The organism is Hahella chejuensis KCTC 2396, from assembly GCF_000012985.1.
Taxonomy (GTDB): Bacteria; Pseudomonadota; Gammaproteobacteria; order Pseudomonadales; family Oleiphilaceae; genus Hahella; species Hahella chejuensis.
Genome location: NC_007645.1, coordinates 3,317,628 through 3,339,181, shown reverse-complemented (window position 1 = coordinate 3,339,181; position 21,554 = coordinate 3,317,628). Strand labels below are relative to the sequence as shown.

The 21,554-nt window shown below is 52.4% G+C and carries 20 protein-coding genes; 8 read left to right on the top strand and 12 right to left on the bottom strand.

What is annotated here, in order from left to right; all coding sequences use genetic code 11:
- Nucleotides 1-62 precede the first annotated feature (62 nt).
- Nucleotides 63-1,061 carry a hypothetical protein gene (locus HCH_RS14550; RefSeq protein ID WP_011397068.1) on the bottom strand — a complete coding sequence of 333 codons (999 nt, stop codon included), beginning with the start codon at nucleotides 1,059-1,061 and terminating at the stop codon, nucleotides 63-65.
- 321 nt (nucleotides 1,062-1,382) lie between these two features.
- Nucleotides 1,383-2,006 (bottom strand): class I SAM-dependent methyltransferase, encoded by a 624-nt coding sequence (locus HCH_RS14545; protein WP_011397067.1) that lies wholly within the window; start codon nucleotides 2,004-2,006, stop codon nucleotides 1,383-1,385.
- An 87-nt stretch (nucleotides 2,007-2,093) separates the two neighbouring features.
- Here HCH_RS14545 and HCH_RS14540 point away from each other — a divergent pair, with 87 nt between their 5' ends.
- A complete protein-coding gene (locus HCH_RS14540) occupies nucleotides 2,094-2,993 on the top strand; it encodes a LysR family transcriptional regulator (protein ID WP_041598671.1) in 900 nt (299 codons plus the stop codon).
- A gap of 150 nt (nucleotides 2,994-3,143) precedes the next feature.
- Here the strand turns inward: HCH_RS14540 and HCH_RS14535 are convergent, their stop codons facing one another.
- The 5 genes from HCH_RS14535 to HCH_RS14515 all read right to left on the bottom strand — a co-directional run bounded on the left by HCH_RS14535 (nucleotide 3,144) and on the right by HCH_RS14515 (nucleotide 6,193).
- Nucleotides 3,144-3,746: a DNA-3-methyladenine glycosylase I gene (locus HCH_RS14535; protein WP_011397065.1), complete on the bottom strand. Its 603-nt coding sequence runs from the start codon at nucleotides 3,744-3,746 to the stop codon at nucleotides 3,144-3,146.
- A gap of 44 nt (nucleotides 3,747-3,790) precedes the next feature.
- Entirely contained in the window at nucleotides 3,791-4,078 is a 288-nt protein-coding gene (locus HCH_RS14530; protein ID WP_011397064.1) for a YciI family protein, read from the bottom strand.
- A gap of 3 nt (nucleotides 4,079-4,081) precedes the next feature.
- Nucleotides 4,082-4,699: a TetR/AcrR family transcriptional regulator gene (locus HCH_RS14525; protein ID WP_011397063.1), complete on the bottom strand. Its 618-nt coding sequence runs from the start codon at nucleotides 4,697-4,699 to the stop codon at nucleotides 4,082-4,084.
- Between the two features lie 286 nt (nucleotides 4,700-4,985).
- Nucleotides 4,986-5,675, bottom strand: a complete 690-nt coding sequence (locus HCH_RS14520) for a hypothetical protein (protein ID WP_011397062.1) — start codon at nucleotides 5,673-5,675, stop codon at nucleotides 4,986-4,988.
- 50 nt (nucleotides 5,676-5,725) lie between these two features.
- A complete protein-coding gene (locus HCH_RS14515; RefSeq protein WP_011397061.1) occupies nucleotides 5,726-6,193 on the bottom strand; it encodes a CesT family type III secretion system chaperone in 468 nt (155 codons plus the stop codon).
- A gap of 301 nt (nucleotides 6,194-6,494) precedes the next feature.
- Here HCH_RS14515 and HCH_RS14505 point away from each other — a divergent pair, with 301 nt between their 5' ends.
- From HCH_RS14505 to HCH_RS14475, 7 genes are all read left to right on the top strand, one after another.
- On the top strand, nucleotides 6,495-7,043 hold the full coding sequence (locus tag HCH_RS14505; RefSeq protein ID WP_011397059.1) for a COG4315 family predicted lipoprotein: 549 nt from the start codon (nucleotides 6,495-6,497) through the stop codon (nucleotides 7,041-7,043).
- 255 nt (nucleotides 7,044-7,298) lie between these two features.
- On the top strand, nucleotides 7,299-8,192 hold the full coding sequence (locus HCH_RS14500; RefSeq protein ID WP_011397058.1) for a calcium-binding protein: 894 nt from the start codon (nucleotides 7,299-7,301) through the stop codon (nucleotides 8,190-8,192).
- Between the two features lie 51 nt (nucleotides 8,193-8,243).
- Nucleotides 8,244-9,209 carry a hypothetical protein gene (locus HCH_RS14495; RefSeq protein ID WP_011397057.1) on the top strand — a complete coding sequence of 322 codons (966 nt, stop codon included), beginning with the start codon at nucleotides 8,244-8,246 and terminating at the stop codon, nucleotides 9,207-9,209.
- 262 nt (nucleotides 9,210-9,471) lie between these two features.
- Nucleotides 9,472-9,678 carry a hypothetical protein gene (locus HCH_RS14490; RefSeq protein ID WP_011397056.1) on the top strand — a complete coding sequence of 69 codons (207 nt, stop codon included), beginning with the start codon at nucleotides 9,472-9,474 and terminating at the stop codon, nucleotides 9,676-9,678.
- A 309-nt stretch (nucleotides 9,679-9,987) separates the two neighbouring features.
- The gene (locus HCH_RS14485; protein WP_041599576.1) at nucleotides 9,988-10,554 is read left to right on the top strand and encodes a sigma-70 family RNA polymerase sigma factor; all 567 of its coding nucleotides are present in this window, start codon (nucleotides 9,988-9,990) and stop codon (nucleotides 10,552-10,554) included.
- The gene (locus tag HCH_RS14480) at nucleotides 10,539-11,291 is read left to right on the top strand and encodes an anti-sigma factor (RefSeq protein WP_011397053.1); all 753 of its coding nucleotides are present in this window, start codon (nucleotides 10,539-10,541) and stop codon (nucleotides 11,289-11,291) included. Before HCH_RS14485 ends, HCH_RS14480 begins: the two co-directional genes overlap by 16 nt.
- Before the next feature lie 506 nt (nucleotides 11,292-11,797).
- Nucleotides 11,798-13,567, top strand: coding sequence for a hemopexin repeat-containing protein (locus HCH_RS14475; RefSeq protein ID WP_011397052.1), 1,770 nt, complete (start codon nucleotides 11,798-11,800; stop codon nucleotides 13,565-13,567).
- 217 nt (nucleotides 13,568-13,784) lie between these two features.
- On the opposite strand, the gene HCH_RS33160 is transcribed toward HCH_RS14475, so the two are convergent.
- The 5 genes from HCH_RS33160 to HCH_RS14455 form a co-directional block, all read right to left on the bottom strand.
- Nucleotides 13,785-14,246 (bottom strand): hypothetical protein, encoded by a 462-nt coding sequence (locus HCH_RS33160; RefSeq protein WP_083769772.1) that lies wholly within the window; start codon nucleotides 14,244-14,246, stop codon nucleotides 13,785-13,787.
- 61 nt (nucleotides 14,247-14,307) lie between these two features.
- On the bottom strand, nucleotides 14,308-14,838 hold the full coding sequence (locus HCH_RS14470; protein ID WP_011397051.1) for a hypothetical protein: 531 nt from the start codon (nucleotides 14,836-14,838) through the stop codon (nucleotides 14,308-14,310).
- Nucleotides 14,839-15,093: 255 nt separating this feature from the next.
- Complete coding sequence (locus HCH_RS14465) at nucleotides 15,094-15,747, bottom strand: DUF6348 family protein (RefSeq protein ID WP_011397049.1); 654 nt, start codon at nucleotides 15,745-15,747, stop codon at nucleotides 15,094-15,096.
- Nucleotides 15,692-16,156, bottom strand: a complete 465-nt coding sequence (locus tag HCH_RS14460) for a DUF6985 domain-containing protein (RefSeq protein ID WP_041598668.1) — start codon at nucleotides 16,154-16,156, stop codon at nucleotides 15,692-15,694. Before HCH_RS14460 ends, HCH_RS14465 begins: the two co-directional genes overlap by 56 nt.
- A gap of 142 nt (nucleotides 16,157-16,298) precedes the next feature.
- Nucleotides 16,299-21,551 carry a DUF4011 domain-containing protein gene (locus tag HCH_RS14455; RefSeq protein WP_011397048.1) on the bottom strand — a complete coding sequence of 1,751 codons (5,253 nt, stop codon included), beginning with the start codon at nucleotides 21,549-21,551 and terminating at the stop codon, nucleotides 16,299-16,301.
- Nucleotides 21,552-21,554: the final 3 nt, after the last annotated feature.

Sequence of the window (21,554 nt, the reverse complement as noted above, 5' to 3'; positions counted from 1 at the left end):
CAAGTCTCGCCAATATCTATCTCACCACTGACGAGCCTGGATGACGCTCAAATCATCGCCTCTTAGCTGGAGAAAATATTCATGCGATTTAGAAACGACATAAAGTTCGCGGCGCCAGCCTGCAGGTTGCTGCTTATGGTTTTCTGGAATTTATCCATCAGGTTCGGGTTAGCGGTGGACGCGGATTTCAGCACCGCCTTATAAACGTCGATCTGCTGATCATTGTTTAGGTCATCGAAACGGGTATTGGCGTCCAATTCCTGATCCCTCACCAGCTGCGCCGTCTTCCTGTCTATCAAACCATCGAATCCCAATCCTTCTTTCTTCATAAAGACCGAAAGCTGACGCCCGAAGAAAGAGAGCTGATCACGGGTTTCCTGCATGGTGACGTTTCTTTGCAGAGACGCGCCCACACTCAGCTCTCCCCACATCCGATTGTGCTCCTGGGACTCATCCAGAGGCGGAAGATGATCGAACTGCGCCAGTTTTTCCAGTGCGATGATTTCTTTCTCCTGCTGCAGCCTGATATTGAAATCATGCTCAGTCCCAGGTACGCCATCAGACCAATTGTCAGACCGTTGCCGCGCATTATCTTCAGCTTGCCGGACTTCATCCGCGCTTAAATTATCAACATCAAACGCCAGAAATTCCTGAAATTGCCCCGCCACCTGGGCCGCGTCGCCCGTAGCGTGATGCGTCCCGCTAAAAGAGGTCAAGGCCTGTTCCCTGAGCCGCTCATGGTGATTGGCCCGGTCCATATCGTTAAAAAGCGTCTCCGCATTGCCTTCCATACGAGAGAGCGGAACCCTGTAGTTCTGCTCCCTGACGGACATATCCCGCAGCGGATTGTTCGGCAGACGGTTGTAGACCGCCGACTTGAAGTTTGCCACCCCTTCAAAAAAGCCGCTGAACATAGAACGGCCATTCTGATCCTGATGGGCAATAGGATTGGGGTTGCGCGCCAACGCAGGAGCGCCGGGTTGATTAGCCACTCCGCCGCCAGCCTGAACATGGTTTTGAGGGGCGATTGGCGCCACGCCACCGCCGTCAATAATAGTCATAATAGATACCTCGCCTTATCGACATATGAAGAAATGATGGATACTGGCGCCGCAGACGGAAAAATCTGCGGACCATAGAGGCAAAGTAGTCATGCCAGATAGTGGGAGGTATCGATCGGGGGATCTATTTTGCAGAACACGGACAGGTTTTAGAACTACGTTTTATTAACCAGGCAGACAAATAGCTTCCTTCTATTTGTCTGCAACGACAGGGCCTGCGCATGTCAGGCCCTGTCTCCCGCGGCTTGCCGCCGCGCAGGCGCATCCATGCGCCTGATCATTAACATGTCAATATCATTGCCATATTAATAATCCGCTTAACTACTTTTTCCTTGCGACCAGGAAATACACGTCTTTTGTCGTCTCGGGAATCCACTTGTACTCAATCTCAAACCCTGCGCTTTCGATGCTCGCTTCAAGCCCTTTACGGGACAGAAACTTCACGTATGGCATGAGTCGCAACAGCTTGCCCACGGGTGTGATAAGCCGCAGGTAGGGCCGCGTATCGGATAAACAAGCGGTATTGCTGATGAAAACGCCACCCGGTTTCAACAACCTGTACACCTGTTGTATCGCCTGATCCGGGTCGCGCAGTAAGTGCAGAATATTCAGTCCAAGAATCACATCATAGATTTCTGACTGCCCGTTATAATCATCCAATGTCGCCACATCAAACTTCAATCCCGGGACAGGCTGATCGCGTAGCTTCGCTCTGGCGATATCTATCATTTTCGAGGATGCGTCCGTCGCCACGTATTCAGCAACCTGGGGCGCGTGAACGAGCGCCGTCGAGCCAGTTCCACAACCAAATTCCAGTACGCGCATATCGGCTCTCAGAAACTGTTGTGTAACGGCGAGCTTCTTCTCATAGGCGCCGACATCGGCCACCGGTCTTCTGGCGTATCGTTCAGCGGCTTTGTCCCAGAATTTAATTGAGAAGTCCATTTGAGTCCTCTTGGCAGGTGTCGATTAAAGATTAAGATTTTACCTATACGCAGTTATTGCTAACATTCCTGAATATGAATGAAGGTTATGCATATTTGTATGGAATGGCGACCGGTAAATTTTGATTGGAACCAGGCGCGGGCATTTCTGGTTACGGCGGAAGAAGGATCTCTTTCGGCCGCCGCTCGCGCACTGGGCATTTCCCAGCCAACACTGAGCAGGCAGGTGAGCGCACTCGAAAAAGAGCTTAGCGTCGCACTGTTCGAACGAGGGTCAAAAGGACTGGAGCTAACGCCTAACGGGTTGGCGTTGTTAGGTTATGTTCGCGCTATGGGTGAGGCGGCGGGAGGTCTATCCATGGCCGCTTCGGGACATGCCCGTTCGGTGGAGGGAACGATAGTTATTTCCGCCACAGAGGTGACGGCCGCCTTTATCCTGCCTTCCATCATCATGAAGCTGAGAGCGCTATATCCCGGCCTCCATATCGACATCATCGCATCCAATATAGCCAGCGATTTAAAACGTCGGGAAGCGGATATCGCCATCCGCGCGTTCCGCCCTACTCAACCGGATTTAATCGCCAGAAAACTCAGCGATATAAAAGCAGCGCTTTATGCCGCGCCAAGCTACCTGGACAGGATCGGCCGTCCGAAAACTCCAAAGGAATTCAGCAACGCCCATTTCCTGGGTTTCAGCACCAACAATGACGCCTATATCAAGGCGCTGAAAGAGCATGGATTTGAACTAAGCGACAAAAACTTTCCAGTGAAGACTGACGGCCACTTAGCACACTGGGAAATGACCAAACAAGGCGTAGGCATCGGCGTAATGCCAATTGAAATCGGCGATACGGAGCAGACGGTCGAAAGAGCCATCCCTCATTACGAGGTATTCAAAGGCGAGAGCTGGCTCGTCTCTCATCGAGAACTGAAAATGAACCTGAGAGTCAGAACCGTTTTTGACTTTTTGGTGGGGGAATTGTCTTGATGTCCCCTCTCAGATTAACCGCAACCGAAGAAGCCTCTTTGATAATCCAAGAAGGTACGAATAATGGATCGCCCCGGGTTTGTCGGTTGATAAAGTACACTAAGCGCTTGGCCGAATCAGGCATCTTTTAAGCGGAAGGCTTGAGCAATCTCAAGGCCTCTGAAAAACCTCTCGCGAGCGCTCCACTTCCGCCCTGATGGCGCATTCTTCCGTGTGGTCGTTGATCAGTCCCATGGCCTGCATGAATGCGAATACGGTGGTTGGGCCGACGAATTTCCAGCCCATTTTTTTGAGGGCTTTCGACAGGGCGACGGATTCTGGGGAGGTTGAGGCGGTCTGTGGTTTTTGGCGTTGGTCGTGGGCGGGTTCAAAGCGCCAGATGAAAGTCGCTAACGATCCCTCTATCTCCACCAGCGCCTGGGCGCATTTGGCGTTGTTGATGACGGCTTCAATTTTGCCCCGGTGGCGGACGATGCCTTCATCTTTGAGTAATCGATTAACGTCCTCTTCCGTGAACGCGGCTATTTTATTGAAGTCAAAATGGTGGAAGGCGGCGCGAAAGTTTTCCCGCTTGGCGAGAATCAATCTCCAACTGAGACCGGATTGAAAACTCTCTAAACAGAGCTTCTCGAATAGACGAAAATCATCCCTCACCGGGAAGCCCCATTCATTGTCGTGATAGGCATGAAAATCCGGCGTCTGGCTCCAGCTGCAACGGGGTTTGCTCTCTGCACTTTCTATCGTGACGGACATTAATCTTTATCCTTGTGTAGGTCTGAAGTTGGAGGCAAGTCTTTTCAGTTCATCAAAAACTGTAAGCGGGCATCGGTATTGGACGGGACGACTTCAATGATTTCCGCGGATACGACATCTTCGGCCACGAATGGGTCGGCGTTGACTCTCTCTTGCAGCTCCGCCAGTGAGGTATTGTGCGCCATTATCCCTCCTCCTGCGCTGGTTTGAAGGCTCCCGACCAGAAGAAAGACGCCGTCGTCGAAGCCTTGCTTGATCCAGTCTTTGTGAGCTGACATGTATTGGCCAGCCTGACTTTTATTGTTTGAAAATTTCAGCAGCACGATAAACATGGATTATTTTTCTCCTGTTGGCTCCGGCGCGGAAGCAGGCTCAGAGGAAGTTATGTTCTCCTCGCATAGCTTCAACCAGTCGAGCATCTGATTAACTTCGTTTTTAATGAACTTTTCGTCTTTGAACACATTCGCCAGCGTGGCGACGCCCTGGCTGAAGGCCAGCGCATGCATGGCCAGCTGATCCGCGTCCGCCTCGCGACCCAGCAATACAAACTGCTTGCGCAACCAAATTCGAAAGAGCGTGAGTAAAGCGTTGGAGTCAGCCAGAGAACCATGGTTCAGCTTCGCCAGTTCTGAGCACAGCGTACCGACTGGGCAGCCGTAGCGCTTTATGTTCGCCTTGTTCATGACCAGAATCTGAATAAAGCTTTGAATGCGCTCCCGCGGATGTTTTCCGTCCGCCTCCCAACGATCCAGCATCTCTTGGGTCTTGGCCAGACGCAGCTGAATCACGGCTTCCAGGATTTCATCCTTGGTTTTGAAGTGGTGATAAAAGTTGCCGCGGGAAATATTGATGGCTTCGGCAATATGCGAGAACGAGGTGTGTTCAAAGCCTTGCTGGTAGAACAGCTGATCCGCCGTTTCCACTATCAGCCCGCGTGTGGAGAGATTGCTCATTGTCTTAATGATCGCTAATTGAAGTAACGTTACAGGCGACTTGTCCGAACGGCTCCCCTGAGATGCGCAATCGACCAAGTAACGCCACGTTTTAGGACGCACGTCCTAGAGCTAAAAATAGGACGACCATCCTAATATGTCAACCCAAAAGCCCGTCGCCAACCTGAAATTGGCGAACAAGGGAAAGACGGGGATGTATTGAAAGGAAGAGAATAGATCTGTATGGACGCAGCTTTAAAAGCGCTTTGACAGGCTATGATGAAAAGGTTTTGCCAATGCGCACTTACTAGATATTTCGACACCAGCTTTTAAGCGTTTGCAGCGTCTCATCGCTGATTGAGATGTTCCCCAGGTAGGCGCATTGCTGGTGAAAAGACCATTCGCCAAAGGCGATCAACCTCGCCTCGCCATCGACTTGCTTGATCAACATCCAGTTACCAAGATCTCCTTCCGCCGAACCAGAGAAGTACATCCAGTCATTCAGACGCTGAAGATCAAAAGCTTCAAACTGGTATGTGTTATTGACGATAGGCAGCCCTTCTTCCGTTTGCGGCGTCTTATTCAAGACCTCCACAAAGGTTATGGTTTCAAGCACTTTCACTTTGAGCCAGGCCTGCTGTTCCGTGTAGGAAAGAACGCGCTCTATCTGACATTTCACAAATGCCGATGCGTCTATTTCTTCCAGATGCTCTTCCCAGCCATTAATACTGGAGCACGCTGGCGTATATAACGTCCAAAAAGCCTCTGCTGCGCTCTCGTTAAAAGGGTGGCGGACGTTAATCACCCGGCTGTCGCCAGGCACAGGCGTTTCCTCAGATCGCATCCACCAATTATTGTCATTTAACGGGGGGATTTCATCGGTGTAGTCACTCCAATCAATGACCCCGTCATAAGCGGCGATCGGGAAGCCCTCGACTTCTCTGAACCCGTTTTTGCCACCGCCGCCGCAGGCCAGGCATTTAAAGGCGATATTCATGCTCCTTAGACATCTCGATATAGATTGGAAGAACGCGGCTTCGGCCGCCACTAGGGTCTCAGGTAAGGAAAATTGTTTGCAGGCTCACGCCTCTCTTTTCCGCAGTTCGCCAACACCAGCAACTCCCCGACAACATGACTGATAGTTTCACCGAAATTCCGCAGGATATTTCCCAGCGTGTGTGCGTCAAGCCCTTGGATTGCGACACGGAAACATAACAGAAGGCGTCTGCGGTCGCTATCCATTGCGAAAGTTGATCCCGCCAATGAAGCTGTGTCGTTGAAGTTCATAACCAGAAGCTGCGTCAGCCGTTCTGCATCCCCCAGGAACGAGTCGGCGGACGCCACTGGCGACCATAGCGACAACTCCTGCTCATCACTGCTAAGGGCGAAAGACAGTTCATGATTATCAAGCAACAAATGGCACTGGTTATTTGCGTCCAGCTCCAGACAATCCAGTCCCCATTGGCTGTTAAGCTCCATTAACCACTGCGAGAAAGCGTCTTTTTGTGCGCTCATTCGAACACTCCTTTCTATCCATCGTTATTGCAGATTTATTGAAATCATTGCTGACAGATTAGCGATGACGAGCGTGGTTACATACTGGCTGACAGGTCTATTTCTTTACCCGGCGACGCCTTTGTATCTAACCCGGGTTCGAAGCTAAACACGGACCTGAAAGACATAAAAAAACTGTGTCCAAAAATTTTTTTTAACTTTCTGCATCCAAATCCCAAAGCGGCGTCGTCTTTATCTACGAGATCGAAATACAGGGTCTTCAGGCCCGACCACATACACACAATTTTAAAAAGGAAAAATCATGAAAAAGTTCGCCGCACTGACCGCTCTTCTGATCGCCGCTGGTTTCACTTCTATCGCTAATGCTGAAGGGCAGGCGGATCGGGGTGGTTACTGCGATAACGACAAGCCAGGCTACAACGTTAAAACCTCCGCCAGCGCAGGTTCCTATCACTATGGCGCTTCCAATGGTTATAGCGATGGATACGGGAATACCGGCGGCTTTGTCAAAACCTCCACCGTCGCCAGCGCCTCCGCTACCGTCGTCACCAAAGTTTCCACATCAGTCGGCGAAGTATTCGCTAATGCTCAAGGCATGACGCTGTACACCTTCACTAAAGACAGCAACGGCGTGTCCGCCTGTTACGACGGCTGCGCGGATAGCTGGCCTCCATTCCTGGCGCAACAGAACGCGAAAACCTGGGGTGAGTTCACAGTGGTCGAACGTAAAGACGGCGCCTATCAGTGGGCGTACAAAAACCAGCCACTGTACCTGTGGGTCGGCGATCGCAAGCAAGGCGACGCAACCGGACATGGAGTAGGCAATGTGTGGTTCGCCGCGCAGCCATAGAGATAGGACGTCGGTAACGCCCTTCTCTTTCTGAATACGCCGGCGCAGAAGTAGCCGCCGGCGTCGATAAAGGACTTCCAGTAACAGGCGCAACGTTTGGGCCAATGCCGCTTTGCGCCCCCGAAAACAATCTTCCGTAGCTGTAACTTTTTTTCCGTGGGTGTCGTAACGGTGATGACGGCCGTCAACACCAGACATCAATCGATGACCTTGATTTAAACAATACGACTTAAATAACACGTAAAGGGTAAATGTATGAACTTGTCGAAAACCTGGATGGCGACCGCCGTTTCCCTCGCTCTTTTTGGAGGCGCGTCTTTGGCGCAGGCGGACATCGTCATTGGCAATGATCTGAATTCAACCGAAGGCGCAAACGCCGCCATCAACCAACTCTACTCCGCCAATCGCGGCTCCAATGGCGGCGGCGATCAAAGCCTGCAGTTTGGAGATCAGATATACGGTACCGAGAGCAACGACATTCTGATAGGCGGCCTGGGGATTGATGTCCTGTTCGGCTATGACGGCGACGACATCATCATCGGCGGCACCGAAGACTTCAACAGCTTTAATCGCGACCGCGCCTTCGGCGGCAAGGGCAATGACATTTTCGTCTGGACGCCTGGAGACGGTAATGACTTCTTCGACGGCGGCGAAGGCCAGGACATTCTGGTCATCGGCCTGATTGGCGAGTCCCAGGATAATGACGGCAATACGGATTTGGCCCCTTTCTTTAACGTTAGTCCTCCTGGTACGCCAGGAAGCCAGGATTTCGACGGCATTTTTATCAACCCCGACGTAGGCCTTCCAGAACTGAGGATTGAACAAACTCCCGGCTTCTGCCGAATTCTGGATAAATCCACTGAGGGCATGAGTGAGCTGAACCTCGATCATCTGGTTCAGTTTATCCTGAGAGGCCCCGCCAATAATTTCGATGAGGCCATCGCAGCTGATCCCAATATCGATCCGGATACGCTGGATACAGGCTTGAGAATCTCGGTTCATTTAAAAAATACGGAGTTTGTCGTGTGCCCTTCGCGGTCCGGCGACGAAATAGAAGTCTATGACATCTCCCAGACGCCTCCCGTCAGAGTCACGCTGGACGATCTGCCGCCCACGGCCGCCACATCTTCAGCCCGTTTAGCTCGCTAGGCGTTAGACGCATTACTCCAACTGAACCGAGAATCGACCAAGGAATACAGTATGAACCACTCAAAGCATGCGCTGAGCAGCGCAATCATTTTGTCCATCATGATGACAGCGGCCGGCTGTTCCAGCTCTGGCGACGGCGACAAAGGTCCTGACAATAACGACGGCCAGAACGGCGGCGATATCAATCAGAAGAATTTCACCGTTATTCAGGGGACGGATCTGAACACAAAAAGCTCCGCGCTGTTGTCTTTCAATCCCGGCGGTCCGGGAGGCTCTCCAAACCAGAGCCAGCGCGCAGGGGATGTCCTTCAGGCGGAAGACGGCGTTGACTCCACTCTCATCGGCGGATTGGGCGTGGACGTCATGCTCGGCGCCTCGGGCGACGATATCCTGATCGGCGGTACCGAAGACTTCAATTCCAGCGTCGACGGCGACAACAAAGGCGCCGACAACCGCGACAGAGCCTTCGGCAATGGCGGCGACGACCTCTTCATCTGGACGCCAGGGGACGGCAGCGACTTCTTCGACGGCGGCGAAGGCGTGGATGTTCTGGTGCTGGGCGTTGTCGGCGAGCAACGGGACAACAACGGCGCCACAGAAGGCGCCCCTTTCTTCAACGTGAGCCCGCCTGGACGCGAAGGCAGTCAGGATTTCGACGGCATCTTTCTGGACGAGACCAACAAGCCCGTGGTCAAAGTGTCCACATCGCCAGGATTCTGCACCGTCATCGACAAAGGCGAACATGCTGAAGAGCTGGAGCTGCTGAATCTCGACCACATTGTGCGGTTCACCCTGCGTGGCGTCGCGGAGGCCTTTGAAGCCGGCGTACGCACTGACGATGACGGCTTGCGCGTCGCCATCAGCACGAAGAATGTGGAGTATCTGGTGTGCGCGCCCAAAGTGACCATCGATGGCGAAGCGACCGACAATATCGAGGTTTTGGATCTGACGACCACGCCGCCCAGACTCGCCCTGTTGTCTGAGTTGCCTGAGCACATTGCGCAGATGATTCAATAATCGTTGAGCCCGTGATTCAGGAACCGCCCTGCTTTCCATGGAAGGCGGGGCGACCCCGTTCTACACCTTAGCTTAATACTATGCCTTGGCTTAGTCCTGAGCGTCGATGGCGACGCATCGTCAAACTCACTTTCTTCACACTCTCCACCCAAAAAAATTAGAGAAATAAAAAATATTCTGCATCCAAACACCGCGTCGGCGTCGTCTTAATCAATGAGATCACAACAACGCCGTTCAACTTACAGATTAAAAGGACATTCTCATGAAACATTTCGCCGCACTGACCGCCTTGATGGTTGCTTTCACTGGTTTCACCTCCGCCGCCCATGCAGAAGGACAGGCGGATCGTTATTGCGATGACGACTACGCCAAGAAAACCTATAGCAGCGCCACCTACGCAAGCGCCGGCGCCCAGGGCGACGCCACTGGCCACGGCGTCGGCAATGTGTGGTACGCCGCGCAACCGTAACCACCTTTATAAGCGCCCTCTTCTCCTCTCTGCGCCAGCGTGACATGAGCAGCCGCAGAGAGTCGCAGAATAAAAGAACGCTCCCGGAGAAATACCGACAAAAAAGTTTTCCTCTGCTGTAACTTTTCCTCTCCGGGCGTCGTAAATGGATGAGGGCCGCTCGTTTTTCTAATGGAGATGGCGACGTGTTTATCTGAACGCGTTTTCAAAATCGCGTTGCTTTCAGGCTGATCCCATCACGTCGTCCAAGTGACTCAACAATAAGGACGCCCCGCATTCCGCATGGGTCGGGGCGAGTTTTTTAGTGCCATGGAAAACACTTTCGACCCGGACGAACTGGAAAATCTGTTGGCGCGAATTGCGCTTAAAGATCAGAAGGCGCTGGAGCAGCTTTATAAACGCGTCGCGCCAAAGCTCAATGGAGTAGCCATGATCATTTTACGAGACACGGACTTATCAAACGACGTTCTGCAGGAAGCGTTTCTGCAGATATGGCATAAGGCGGATGAATACCGTCGCGGCCTGAGCGAGCCGATGACCTGGATGACGTCTCTGGTGCGCTATCGCGCGCTGGATAAGCTGAAGGCGGAAGGCCGGGAACAGAGGCGGCGCGAGCGACACGATGAAATAGAGCAATTGCTGGAGCAAGACCTCGTCGAGTCACCTCTGCGCGAGGTCGTGAACTCAAACGAAAAATGCCGCATCCACCGCTGCCTGAGGTCGCTGGATGTGTTGAATCGCAACGCCATTTTAATGGCTTATTACTACGGCTATAGCCGCGAAGACATCGCCGTGCATATTGAAAAACCCGTTAATACCGTCAAAATCTGGCTGAAGCGGGGTCTTGGGAGGTTAGCGCAATGCCTCGGCCATTGAGATACAAAAATCCGGAGCTTCTGGACCGCCTGGCGTCCAATTACGTCATCGGCGCGCTGCGAGGCAAGGCGCGCAAGCGCTTCGAAGCCATTATGCGCGAAGACGAGAGCGTCGCGAGAAGAGTACGACAGTGGGAAGAAAAGTTTCAGCCGCTGCATGAGAATACCTCGCCGGTAGCGCCCAAAACGGCTACCTGGAACGCCATCTCCGCCCGCATCAACGATGCGCCCAGTCAGTTGATGGAGAAGTTATTACGCAAGCTGAGCTTCTACAAATACCTCTCCGCCGCCACCCTGTCGTTGGCGCTGTGTCTCGCGCTCTATCCTCTTCTGTCAGGCACGGAGCAGATCCATCCCGGCCAGGCGTCCCTTGCGCCCAGCGTTAACTATGTCGCGGTGATGGAGAATGCGGACGAACAGGCGGTCATGGTGGTGACCGTCGACAAGACGGCGCGTCTGTTGTCCCTGAATATCGTGGAAAAACCCGTCATCGGCCAGAATGCAACATTACAATTGTGGGCCGTTTCAAGGGACGACAATACCGTCAGCAGTTTAGGAACCATTGAACTGATGGGGCAAACGCAAAGAGGTCTGTCACAGCAGGAATGGGGGTTAATTCAAAGCGCGGAACACTTGCTCGTTTCCATCGAAGAACCCGGCGGCTCTGCGACGGGAGAGCCCAGCGCACAACTGCTGGCCAAAGGGTTATGCGTGAAAGTGGCGGGCTGGCAAAGTTAGCTGTTCCCGCCGTTTTTGGTCGGTTCTCACTAGCGCTGCTTTATACAAGAAAGCTCAACGAGCTACTTTAGCGCCACAGACCACACAACACCGATTAGCCAGGGAACAGGCCTCACACATCTTCCACGCATTATTGCGATAATGCCGGCTTCCATCCGGCTGCTGCGCATCCCAACTCTGATGGCAAACGGGACAGACGCTGAACGATCTAACTTGCAATTTATTCCTGCACGCGTCGCTGCAATACAGCGGCTCTGGCGCTTTTGTCATGATTCGGCGTTCCTTGGTGGAGACCAACTTTAAAAAGAGAAGATTCTAGTCTTCAGTATGGGACAGAGACAATTTCGCCACTCTCAGCACTCTCCTCCCCTGGCCTGAAAGCCACAATTAAACCCAGTTCCCAGAATCGAACAAAGTACATATTACGTTAACCCCACTGTCACCAATCGCAGCTATTCTTTTTTGGCTGGTATATACCAGATAAACCCATAAACCTAGGAGAGATTATGCTTAACTGGAAGAGTTGCGCGGCGGGCGTTGGCCTGCTGGCGATGACGTCTTTGGCTGTGGCGGATAATAAAGTTCTCTTGATCGGGATTGACGGTCTGCAACTGGAGCAGGTTCAACGATTGAACACGCCCAACTTTGACCGGCTCAACATCACTAAGGCCTACACCGGCGGTATCCAAGGCGCGGCGTCGGAGCAACCAACGATCAGCGGGCCAGGTTGGGCGACCATACTGACCGGCGTGTGGCTGTCCAAACACGGGGTCAATTCCAACGACGCGGGGTTGGCCAACCCGGAGTTCCCCGGCCTGTTCAAACGGGTTAAAGACGCCAACCCTGACGCCTATGTGGCCAGCATCGCCAACTGGGCGCCCATCAACACCAACTTCTTCGCCAATGAGGCCGCCAATATCGACGAGGTCGTCAGCGGCGTTAATGACGAAGAAGTGGTCAATCGCGCGCTGCAAACTCTCTCCCAGACGTCCGCTGATTTTGTTTTCCTGCATCTGGACGACCCCGACCATGCAGGCCATGCGAGCTGTTTCGGCAGCGCTTACGATAAAGCCGTGCAGGACTCTGACCGTCGCCTGGGACAGCTCTTGGATAAAGTGGCCAGCCTGCAGAATCAGAACGCCGACAACTGGCTGGTGCTGGTGACCACCGATCATGGTCGTACGCCCATCGTCGGGTGCGGTCATGGCAATCAGACCGAGCCGGAAAAGACCATCTTTATCGGGTCCAATCAGCCGATGAACGCGGAGTTCTCGCAACAGGTGACGGACATTCCCAACACCGAGTTCAATTCGCTCTACGGCTATCCGTCGCAAGCCTCTATCGCTCCTACCGTGTTACGTCATCTTGGCGTGACTATTGACGCTTCCTGGCGCCTGGACGGCTTGCCGTTGATTGGCGATCTGGGGGTGCGCAAACTCATGGAGGACGGCTCCACCGCCCAGCGTTTCACTTGGTATACCGATGAGCAGAAACCGGCGAATATCTACCGTAACGGCGAGTTAGTGGATCAGGTTTATTCCATGGATCGCGGCTGGTCTGATCCAGATATGACCGCAGCGGGCGTCACGGATTATGTCGTGGAAATCAATAACACCCCACTGGCGCTGCGCATCAATAACTTCCAGATTGACGCCGCATTGAGCAAAGACGCTTTCAAGGCTTACTTTTTCCGCAACGACCAGCAGTATGTGCGTTATGACAAGGTGCTGGACAAATCCGACGGCGGTTACCCGAAGAACGTCAATAATCAAACCTGGCCGGGCATGGAAGCATATCGGGATTTGATCACCGCCAGCTTTCAAAAAGACGCGGGAACCAGTTACTACTTCCTCAAAAACGGTCAATACATCAATTACGACAACATCGGCGACAAGGTAAGAAGCGGTTACCCCAAACCGATCAACAACAGCACCTGGCCCGGCCTGGAGCCCTATAAAGATCAAATCGAAGCCGCCCTGCGCTGGCATAATCAGAAAGTGTATTTCTTCCTCAGCAACGGCGATTACATACGTTACGACATCAACAGCGACGCCGTGGACAGCGGCTACCCCAAACCAATCAACGACAGCACCTGGCCCGGACTGGGAAGCTACGCGACGGAGATCACCGCCGCCGTGAAATGGAGCGACAGCCGCGGCTACATCTTCCTGACCGGCCAACGCTACCTGCGCTATAACATCAGCGAGGATAAAGTAGACGACGGCTATCCCAAACCGGTGAATAACTCCACCTGGCCTGGGTTGTTGAATCCGTAATAAGGGGTTATTTCGTCGGGGGCATGCAGGAAGAGCAGTACCTGCCGCCCCCGATGATTATCTGTTTAGAAGCTATCCGTTCAGAAGCCATCTATTCAGAAACTATCCACCCTGGCGCTGCATCTGTTGCAGAGCTGCCTTGTTTACGTCAATACAGGCCGAGCGTCAGCGAGGTCCAGCCCATGCACTTTTCGCTCGGGCAATTCACTTGGCTTTGTTATGTATATTCGTGCTTGCTGCCTATAAATGATTCGGTATCTGACCAAGCCATGTATTCTTGATTTAGATTTGAAAATTCTCGAAAGAGCTTGCCGAGCCTATTTATAGCTGCTGGTTCAGCTTCGATACAGAATTCGACTATTTCTCGGTATGGTAAATCTCTGTTGTTGCTAAATCGAATTTGAAGCGCCGAGCTACCACGTGAATCAGTAGTAAAAGCTCTAAGCCTGAAATAGTACGCAAAATTATCTTCGGGCTTCTCAGAGCCAATTTCATATAAGAAAACGTCACTGCTGTGCCGGGGAAAATTTTCTAATCCACCAGCAATTTCTTTTAATGAATCTGCATTGTCATAATATTCGAAGCACGTTGAAACACTACCATTGGATGCATTCCAAACAAGCTGTACATGGTAAGGCTCTTCATAGGGGATTCGTTCAATTCTTATGTAATTGCTCATAACTCTCAAGGTGTATAACGCCCAGCACAGGGGTCGCTTGCTGCTGACTATTAGAGGTGAATTAGCCAACCAACTCAGCTCCAGGATTACTTCTTACAATTTCTTCGCCATGTCGAGGTATATCATGCCCCGCCAGCCATTGGTAATGCTCAATACCGAGAAGGTCAGCCAATTTATAAGCAGGCATCTCGCTAAAAATGTCGTCCAATGTGTCCAGACAAAATAGCTGAATCAGCTTTTCACGGTCGCCCTGATCAATTAGCAAGTCGACAAAGCGTTGAACATCTAATTTATCTTTTTCAATATACAGTTCCGGGTCCCATGCACACACATATGCACTTATCAAAACGCCATTAGAAAACAAATTCACAACCCAGGCGTGATCCTCAGCAAACATATAGTGCAGAACCATACCACTATAGTAAGCCGCGACATTATCTTTTTGTGAATTTAAATCGCCCTCCGGCAGTATTGTTATCCAGTTATTGGATTCATCAAACACTACCCCACGGACACCAAGCCTTTTTAATAAGTCTTTTCCTTCTTCTTTGTTCTTGGTACGCAGGTGATAACTTTCACTAAACTCACTCATTTATGTCTCCATAGTCGGGCTTCTAAAGCCACCATCATTGGTGGATTTGGAGTTATTTTTTTTGGCAGCGTAGTGGTATGCGACGGAAAAGACGTCAATTTAAAGGCCTTGTTAGCATTTAATTATTTCGGCGCCAACAATGGAGGCTTGTTGTTGAACCATGGAATATAACCGTCGACATCTTCATTTAATGCCTCTGCCTCTTCGTGGTTTTTCCAGATTTCCATGATGCCTCCTCTGAATACTAAGGCCTCATTATGCCTTGCCCACCACAAAAAATAGTATAACCATATAAAACTGTTTAGAAGCAGGCCAACTATATGATGAAACTTCCTTGTTTACTTCGTCAGATTGCATACCATCAACAGTCAATGCTACAGTTTCAATCTTACCACTTACATTTGACACAACCAATTTCACCCAGTGAGTTTCATTTGAGAGCTGCAATTTTGATAATTGCACTGATATAAGCTGTTCAAGCTTATCAAGGTGATATTTTTCTACTAATTCTCCCCGCTTCCCCCAGGCAAATCGCACTACATGGTTGAATAGTAGACAGTAAATCCATAGAGTACGCAGGGGAATCGCACTTCGTTTCTTGCTTGAAGTCTTATTAAAGCGGCAGAAAATTGCTAAAAATACGATTTTAAGGAAATGCTCTGCAGAAGAGAGCCCCGGAAACCAAGGCATAGCGAGTAAAGTAGCGAATTTGAGATATTGAGCGCCATTTTCACCTCCCATGGGGGAAAAATATGGCCAATTATTCACCATATAGTGCGATTTGCCTGAGGCGATCATCAGCGAGGTCCAGCCCAATGTGGCTATTTGCATTGGGTGATTGTGCTTGCCTTTGTTAGGCATAGTTCCAGGCTTTCTTTTGACAAAAATCGGACCAAGGATCTTCACCATTGAAGGCGCCTACGTAGAGCACCTTATTACCTCGAACAACCCATTCCATACCATGCTCTGGCTCCCACTCACAATTTAGCTCCATGTGGATTACTGGCTCGCGCTCATTTCCTGGACTTGGAACCAACAATACGCTCGGATAAATCAAGCTAAGAACTTCTGTAGGTTTTTCAAAGGTCTTTATCGGCTCACCAATTGCCTCAAGAAAGCCATTGCAATACCTGATAGAGGCCTCGCATAAAGAACTTATGACATCATCGGTTAGCTCATTTAGGTATTCCGCACACATTTGCGCAAATTCGATATTTTCGCCTTCTACGGATAGCGCAATATATTTATCGAAGCAGCGAAAGTAGACTTCGCCTTCTATACCAAATTCGCCCGACCCAATATTCTTGATTATTTCCACTTACGATCCTTGATGCCTAATAATTTGTATAACCCACATCCGCGTTTTTCCAATTCTGATTCCAGAAGATACATCCACCAGCCCCATGGTTCCATTGGAAGAACACTGCGGGGACTTTCTCACGCAATGCATCAACCACCCGCTAGCTGACTGCCTCTGCGCCAGCCTCCTTCCGTGCCTCTTCCTCACGCACTTTTTCGAGGTGGCGTTGTAGCATGGCGTGTAGGTCTTCTAGCGCCTTGGCCTTGTTCGTCCACCAGTCGGTTGACCAGACTCTGAACAGCGTCCACCCCAGCCCTTCAAGCACCGCCTGGCGGATCTTGTCTCTCTCGCGGGCGTAGGCGGAGCTATGGTACATCGCTCCGTCGCATTCGACGCCCGCCAGATATAGGCCCGGCGCGTCAGGATGCACGATCCCCAGATCGATACGGTATGCGGAAACGCCAATCTGCGGGTGAATGATCCAGCCTTTATCCTGTAAGGCCCTCGCCACCGCAATTTCAAAGGGCGATTCGAAGTCGCCAATTGAACCATGCACGGCGGCGCCCAAGGCGGAAGCGCCCCGCTCTGCGTACTCAAGAAAATGCTTGAGATCGGCGACCGCTCGGGCCTGTGTTCTGGAGAGATCAATACGCTCCGGCTTCATCGTCGAAAAGACGATCATTTCAGAGCGCGCCCGAGTCATCGCGACATTCAAACGTCGCTCGCCACCGTTACGATTCAGCGGTCCAAAGTTCATCGTCACATGGTCGCTTTCATCCGGACCATAAGTAATGCTGAACAGTATGACGTCCCTCTCATCTCCCTGAACCGTCTCCAGGTTCTTCACGAATACCGGCTCCAGGGTCGACTCTTCGGAGAACGCCCACTCAATGGAAGGATCATCGGAACGGGCTTTATCCAGCAGGTCCTCGATTAACGTCTGCTGTTCTGTGTTGAATGTGACCACGCCAATGGATTGAGTGCGCACTTTCGGATCTGTGGAGGTAATTCTGCGTACAATTTCCGCCACGATGGCCTTCGCTTCGCCTTGATTATGACGGGCCTTGCCTCTGGCATAGAAGCCTTCCGGGCGAACCAGTGAAACGCCTTTGTCCGGATGCACCGGCGCCGGAAAGGTAATCAGGGAGCTGTCGTAATAGCGGCTGTTGGAGAAAGCGATCAAACTCTCCCGGCGCGAGCGATAGTGCAGGTTCAGCACCCGTTGCGGGATACTGGCGCCGATCAGTTCATCAAGGATACTTTCAAGATCGCCCTCAGCGTCGATATCCCCATCGGGGTCATCGTCAGAGCGGGCGAAAAAGTTAGTGGGCGGCATCTGTTTGGGGTCGCCCGCGACAATGACCTGTTTGCCCCGCGCCAGAGAGCCTACCGCGTCCCAAACCGTGATCTGCGAGGCTTCGTCGAAAATCACCACATCAAACAGCGCTTGCTCCGCCGATAAAAACTGGGCGATGGACAATGGCGACATCATCAGACAAGGCGCCAATGAGGTTACCACGTCGGGAATTTCCTCCATCATCTCCCGAACCGGCTTATGCCGTGTTTTCTTCTGCAGCTCATGACGTAAAACGCCCCAGGAGGAACTGCGTTTGATGTCGTCCGGGTCGGGAATCTCGCCTGCCAGTTTCGCCGCAATATACTGCGCCGTAAGTTCACTGAACTGGGTGTCCAGATCTCTGAAATGAAGAATGGCCGACTCATGTTCCGGCGATGAGAAAGTTCTGAGGACTTCATCCTCTCCGATCACCGCTGAAGACCACCAGGCGCAATAGGCGGCCTCGAAGATATCAATAAGGTCCTCGGGGTTTACATCGCCGTTTTCAACCGCTTCCACCAACGGCCCCATCTGGAGATCTATTGCTTCAGAACGTCTGCGCACCCAGCCGCACCAGTCTCTCAGGGAGTGATGACGTTCTACTATTCCCTGGCAAAGTTCGTCTATCGCCTCTAACGCCGACGCCTCACTCGGCAGATGCCCATTCAGCGTATTGCCAATCAAGCCCTCAAATTGCTGGCTGATCGCCTTGAGTCGTTCCAGTGACGACAAAAAATCTGCAATGCCTTTTCCAACGGTCGCCTCCGGGGCCAGAAGGTCGTTGGCGTCGTATAGCAGGCCTCTGATTTTCGATCGCAGGAAGATCAATCCATCAGCGTCGTCGGCGAGCTTACTCACCGCAATACGGGCGCGAGACCCCAGCAGCTTGAGAGACGCGATCACATCCGGATCTGAGTCATGGGCATTCCAGTCGCGCAACCCTTTCAGCATTCCATCCAGACGATCAATGTATTCGCCGGTGGTTCGCAACTGCTTCAGGACAGGGATATCGTTGTTGGGATCTGGATCACCCAGAGCGCCATTCTGGCGCATCTGTTTCAGCACTTTTCGCTTGGCGAAAAAGCTTTTTGGCCACCATGTCTGATTGGCGTCTCGCCACTGTATGTCGAGACTGTCAGCATCAAGCTTCTTCCATGCCAGAGCTTCATACTTACAACTAAGCCTGGATTGCGCGTCGATATAGATTTTTAGTTGTCCAACGGCCTCTTCCAGCGCCTCCAGACGGTCGGGACCGTCCGGCTCCAGGGCGAACGACGCCTGTGTCCTGTAGGAGTCCAGTAATACCTGCCCCAGCTCTTCCACCGCACCGAGTTTAGATAAGTCGGCATCGCCAAAGCTGACTCCCAAGGCGCCCTCAAACACAGCCAGGTCTTTCGCCGCTTGTTTGGCGCTGGCCTGCAATTGCCCGGCGGCGCTGACCACCTCTTCCTGCCATTGGGGACGCCAATCGAAATTTGCGATTACTTTCAATGGGTGATCAACCAGTTCACCCACGGCCTTTGCCTGAATACCCAGCAACTCCGCGGCTTCCCGCAGCTTTTGCAGCTGCGAGTCATCATGATAGTCCGCATTAGGCCAGCTTAGCTTCACCTTCGCCGCAAGCTCGTTATCCCGGACTTTGACGCCGATGGCGTAATGAGCGGTCAAACCATTTCGGCGACGTGTGTGGAGAGCGTTGACGACCTGGTTCAAGCGGTCGCGCAGGGCCTTCAGCCGCTCCGCCTCCGCCTGCCATGCGTTGACTTTCGATTGCGAAAAGCTCTCCCAGGAGGCGCGCAGCTGATTCAGGACATCGGCTTTTTTCGCCTTATTGGAATGCAGCTCCAGGCAGAAATGGCCCAGGCCGATGTCTTTCAGTCGCCGGTGAACCACTTCCAGCGCCGCGGTTTTTTCTGACACAAACAGCACTTTCTTGCCTTTGCCCATCATGTGGGCGATAAGGTTGCCGATGGTCTGGCTTTTCCCGGTTCCCGGCGGCCCGATGATGACAAAATTCTTGCCCCGATCCGCCGTGGCGATAGCGGACATTTGAGACGAGTCCGCCGGCAAAGGCGTCAGCAAATCCGCCGGCGTATATTCTTTATCTATGTCGCCAGGGTCGACAAAGCGGATATCGCTTTCGTAGGGCTCTCTTGGCGTTTCCAGAAGATGCTTCACCACCGCACTCTGTTTCAGTGACTCGGAACGATCGACCAGATCTTTCCACATCAAATACTTGGCGAAAGAGAAATGGCCCAGGACGACGTCCTCCACCACTTCGAACCCCGGCGCGTCTTTGATCGCATGTCTGATTTTATTCCAGACGCCTTCCACATCGATCCCGCTATGGTCCTGCGGCAAGGGCCCATGCAGGCCGCCAATATCAATGCCGAAGTCTTTCTTCAGCATCTCCAGCAACGTGGTATTGAATCTGGGATCGTCTTCGCTGGCGGTCATTTTGACGCCGCTGCGAACGGACTTCCGCTCCAGAGAAACGGGCAGCAAGATCAACGGCGCGCGGTAGCGACGGTCGTCCTTGTCTTTCTGTTTCCAGAGCAGAAAACCAATCGCCAGAAACAGGGTGTTAGAACCGCCTTCTTTGAGGGAGGTCTGCGCTTTGCGATATATTTCAACCGCGCGCTTATCCAGCTCCTCTTGCGAGAGTTCAACCAGCAGCTGCTTTTTCGACAACGCGTCCCGGGCATATTCTTCCTTCAAATCGTCCCCGGTGCGCTGACGATAGATATCCTGATCTTGTTCCTGGGCATGAAACCTGGGGAACGGCGCGATAGAAATTCGCGCCCCCGTCGCCAGTACATCTTCCAAAGCGCCGGGGTCGCTGCAGACAAAAGCCAGACTGGTTTTGCCGGGCTTATGGTTAAGCAGCGGGTTGCGCGCGGACAGGTCCAATAACTTACGCTGCCAGCGCTCCAGGCGGCCGTCCGGGCTGCTATCGGACAGATCTTCCTCGTCGGGAACGGAATAGGAGGGCAACGACGGCGCCTCTTCTAACCCCGGCTCTATGTTCTCGCCCTCACCGTCTGACTCAGTGAACTGGGATCGGGGAGTCTGCAGACTGACCGGATTTATGCGATGCGCCCGGGCCCGGCGAATATCAATAGCCGCGATGAACTCGTTATCCTTTTCCAAAGACACCGCCAGACTCCCGGCCTGCACCGCTTTGGAGAACGGCGCTGGGGGATGCGTCGTCACTAACGTGGTTTCTATCAGAATAAGCTCTTTCAGCGGGATACGCTGGCGAAAAACCTCTGCTTCATACACCAGGACGCTTGAGAGATCTTCAGGCTGCAGCCAGAGTCCGACCAGGGCATGCCCTTCCGTTAACACCAGTATGGGGTTAAGCCCGGCCTGCTCAAACGCCGCGGCGAACAGCAACGTTGTGTCCAGACAGGTGGCGACCTTGTTGGCTTCAATCTGATTCGGCAGTCGAATTTTTTGACCGTTGCGCTCAAAGCTGGCGGGTGGCAGCGCATACCCTACTTGTAATTTGACCATGGCGGAGTAGATCGCGGAGGCGATCAGCCATACCCGCTCCCGGCTTTTAGCGTGATAGCCGTCAATGGCGTCCGGCTTGCCCGCCGTTCGCAGCACTTTGCCGGCCTGTCCCAACAGGCGGTCGACAGCGGGGTCATTGGGCGTACAAAAAGCGGCCAAAAGCTCGGGCATAAAGCTGACGCCGCCCCATTCATTGGAGGCCAGTAGCTCAACGTCAACCGCCTGCTCTGCAAGAAGCTCATCTGCACGGTTGACGCGAATATTGAGGCTTCCACGCATAGACTCAGCCAAACCAAATAAAAAGCCGCCGTCCAACTCCAAGTCACGATCCTTTATCACGATTTGTCCGTCTGCGGAGAGACTGTCTATCGTCCACGTTTTCGTTCTAAGGAACGCCGGCGCGGCCTCCAGTGTGACGACCAGGTCATGGAGATCATCAGCGCTCGAATTCTCGATCTTTAACTCGCGCAACACGGCATAAGCGCTCTGATGGCAGGCAAAATTGATCTTTTCGACTATGGTTGCGTGGATCTTGAGCGGCGACGCGTCCTGACCAGACATGGG

Coding starts and splice junctions, on each gene's coding strand:
- HCH_RS14550 (WP_011397068.1), bottom strand. CDS start 1,061: ATGACTATTATTGACGGCGGTGGCGTGGCGCCAATCGCCCCTCAAAAC.
- HCH_RS14545 (WP_011397067.1), bottom strand. CDS start 2,006: ATGGACTTCTCAATTAAATTCTGGGACAAAGCCGCTGAACGATACGCC.
- HCH_RS14540 (WP_041598671.1), top strand. CDS start 2,094: ATGCATATTTGTATGGAATGGCGACCGGTAAATTTTGATTGGAACCAG.
- HCH_RS14535 (WP_011397065.1), bottom strand. CDS start 3,746: ATGTCCGTCACGATAGAAAGTGCAGAGAGCAAACCCCGTTGCAGCTGG.
- HCH_RS14530 (WP_011397064.1), bottom strand. CDS start 4,078: ATGTTTATCGTGCTGCTGAAATTTTCAAACAATAAAAGTCAGGCTGGC.
- HCH_RS14525 (WP_011397063.1), bottom strand. CDS start 4,699: ATGAGCAATCTCTCCACACGCGGGCTGATAGTGGAAACGGCGGATCAG.
- HCH_RS14520 (WP_011397062.1), bottom strand. CDS start 5,675: ATGAATATCGCCTTTAAATGCCTGGCCTGCGGCGGCGGTGGCAAAAAC.
- HCH_RS14515 (WP_011397061.1), bottom strand. CDS start 6,193: ATGAGCGCACAAAAAGACGCTTTCTCGCAGTGGTTAATGGAGCTTAAC.
- HCH_RS14505 (WP_011397059.1), top strand. CDS start 6,495: ATGAAAAAGTTCGCCGCACTGACCGCTCTTCTGATCGCCGCTGGTTTC.
- HCH_RS14500 (WP_011397058.1), top strand. CDS start 7,299: ATGAACTTGTCGAAAACCTGGATGGCGACCGCCGTTTCCCTCGCTCTT.
- HCH_RS14495 (WP_011397057.1), top strand. CDS start 8,244: ATGAACCACTCAAAGCATGCGCTGAGCAGCGCAATCATTTTGTCCATC.
- HCH_RS14490 (WP_011397056.1), top strand. CDS start 9,472: ATGAAACATTTCGCCGCACTGACCGCCTTGATGGTTGCTTTCACTGGT.
- HCH_RS14485 (WP_041599576.1), top strand. CDS start 9,988: ATGGAAAACACTTTCGACCCGGACGAACTGGAAAATCTGTTGGCGCGA.
- HCH_RS14480 (WP_011397053.1), top strand. CDS start 10,539: ATGCCTCGGCCATTGAGATACAAAAATCCGGAGCTTCTGGACCGCCTG.
- HCH_RS14475 (WP_011397052.1), top strand. CDS start 11,798: ATGCTTAACTGGAAGAGTTGCGCGGCGGGCGTTGGCCTGCTGGCGATG.
- HCH_RS33160 (WP_083769772.1), bottom strand. CDS start 14,246: ATGAGCAATTACATAAGAATTGAACGAATCCCCTATGAAGAGCCTTAC.
- HCH_RS14470 (WP_011397051.1), bottom strand. CDS start 14,838: ATGAGTGAGTTTAGTGAAAGTTATCACCTGCGTACCAAGAACAAAGAA.
- HCH_RS14465 (WP_011397049.1), bottom strand. CDS start 15,747: ATGGTGAAGATCCTTGGTCCGATTTTTGTCAAAAGAAAGCCTGGAACT.
- HCH_RS14455 (WP_011397048.1), bottom strand. CDS start 21,551: ATGTCTGGTCAGGACGCGTCGCCGCTCAAGATCCACGCAACCATAGTC.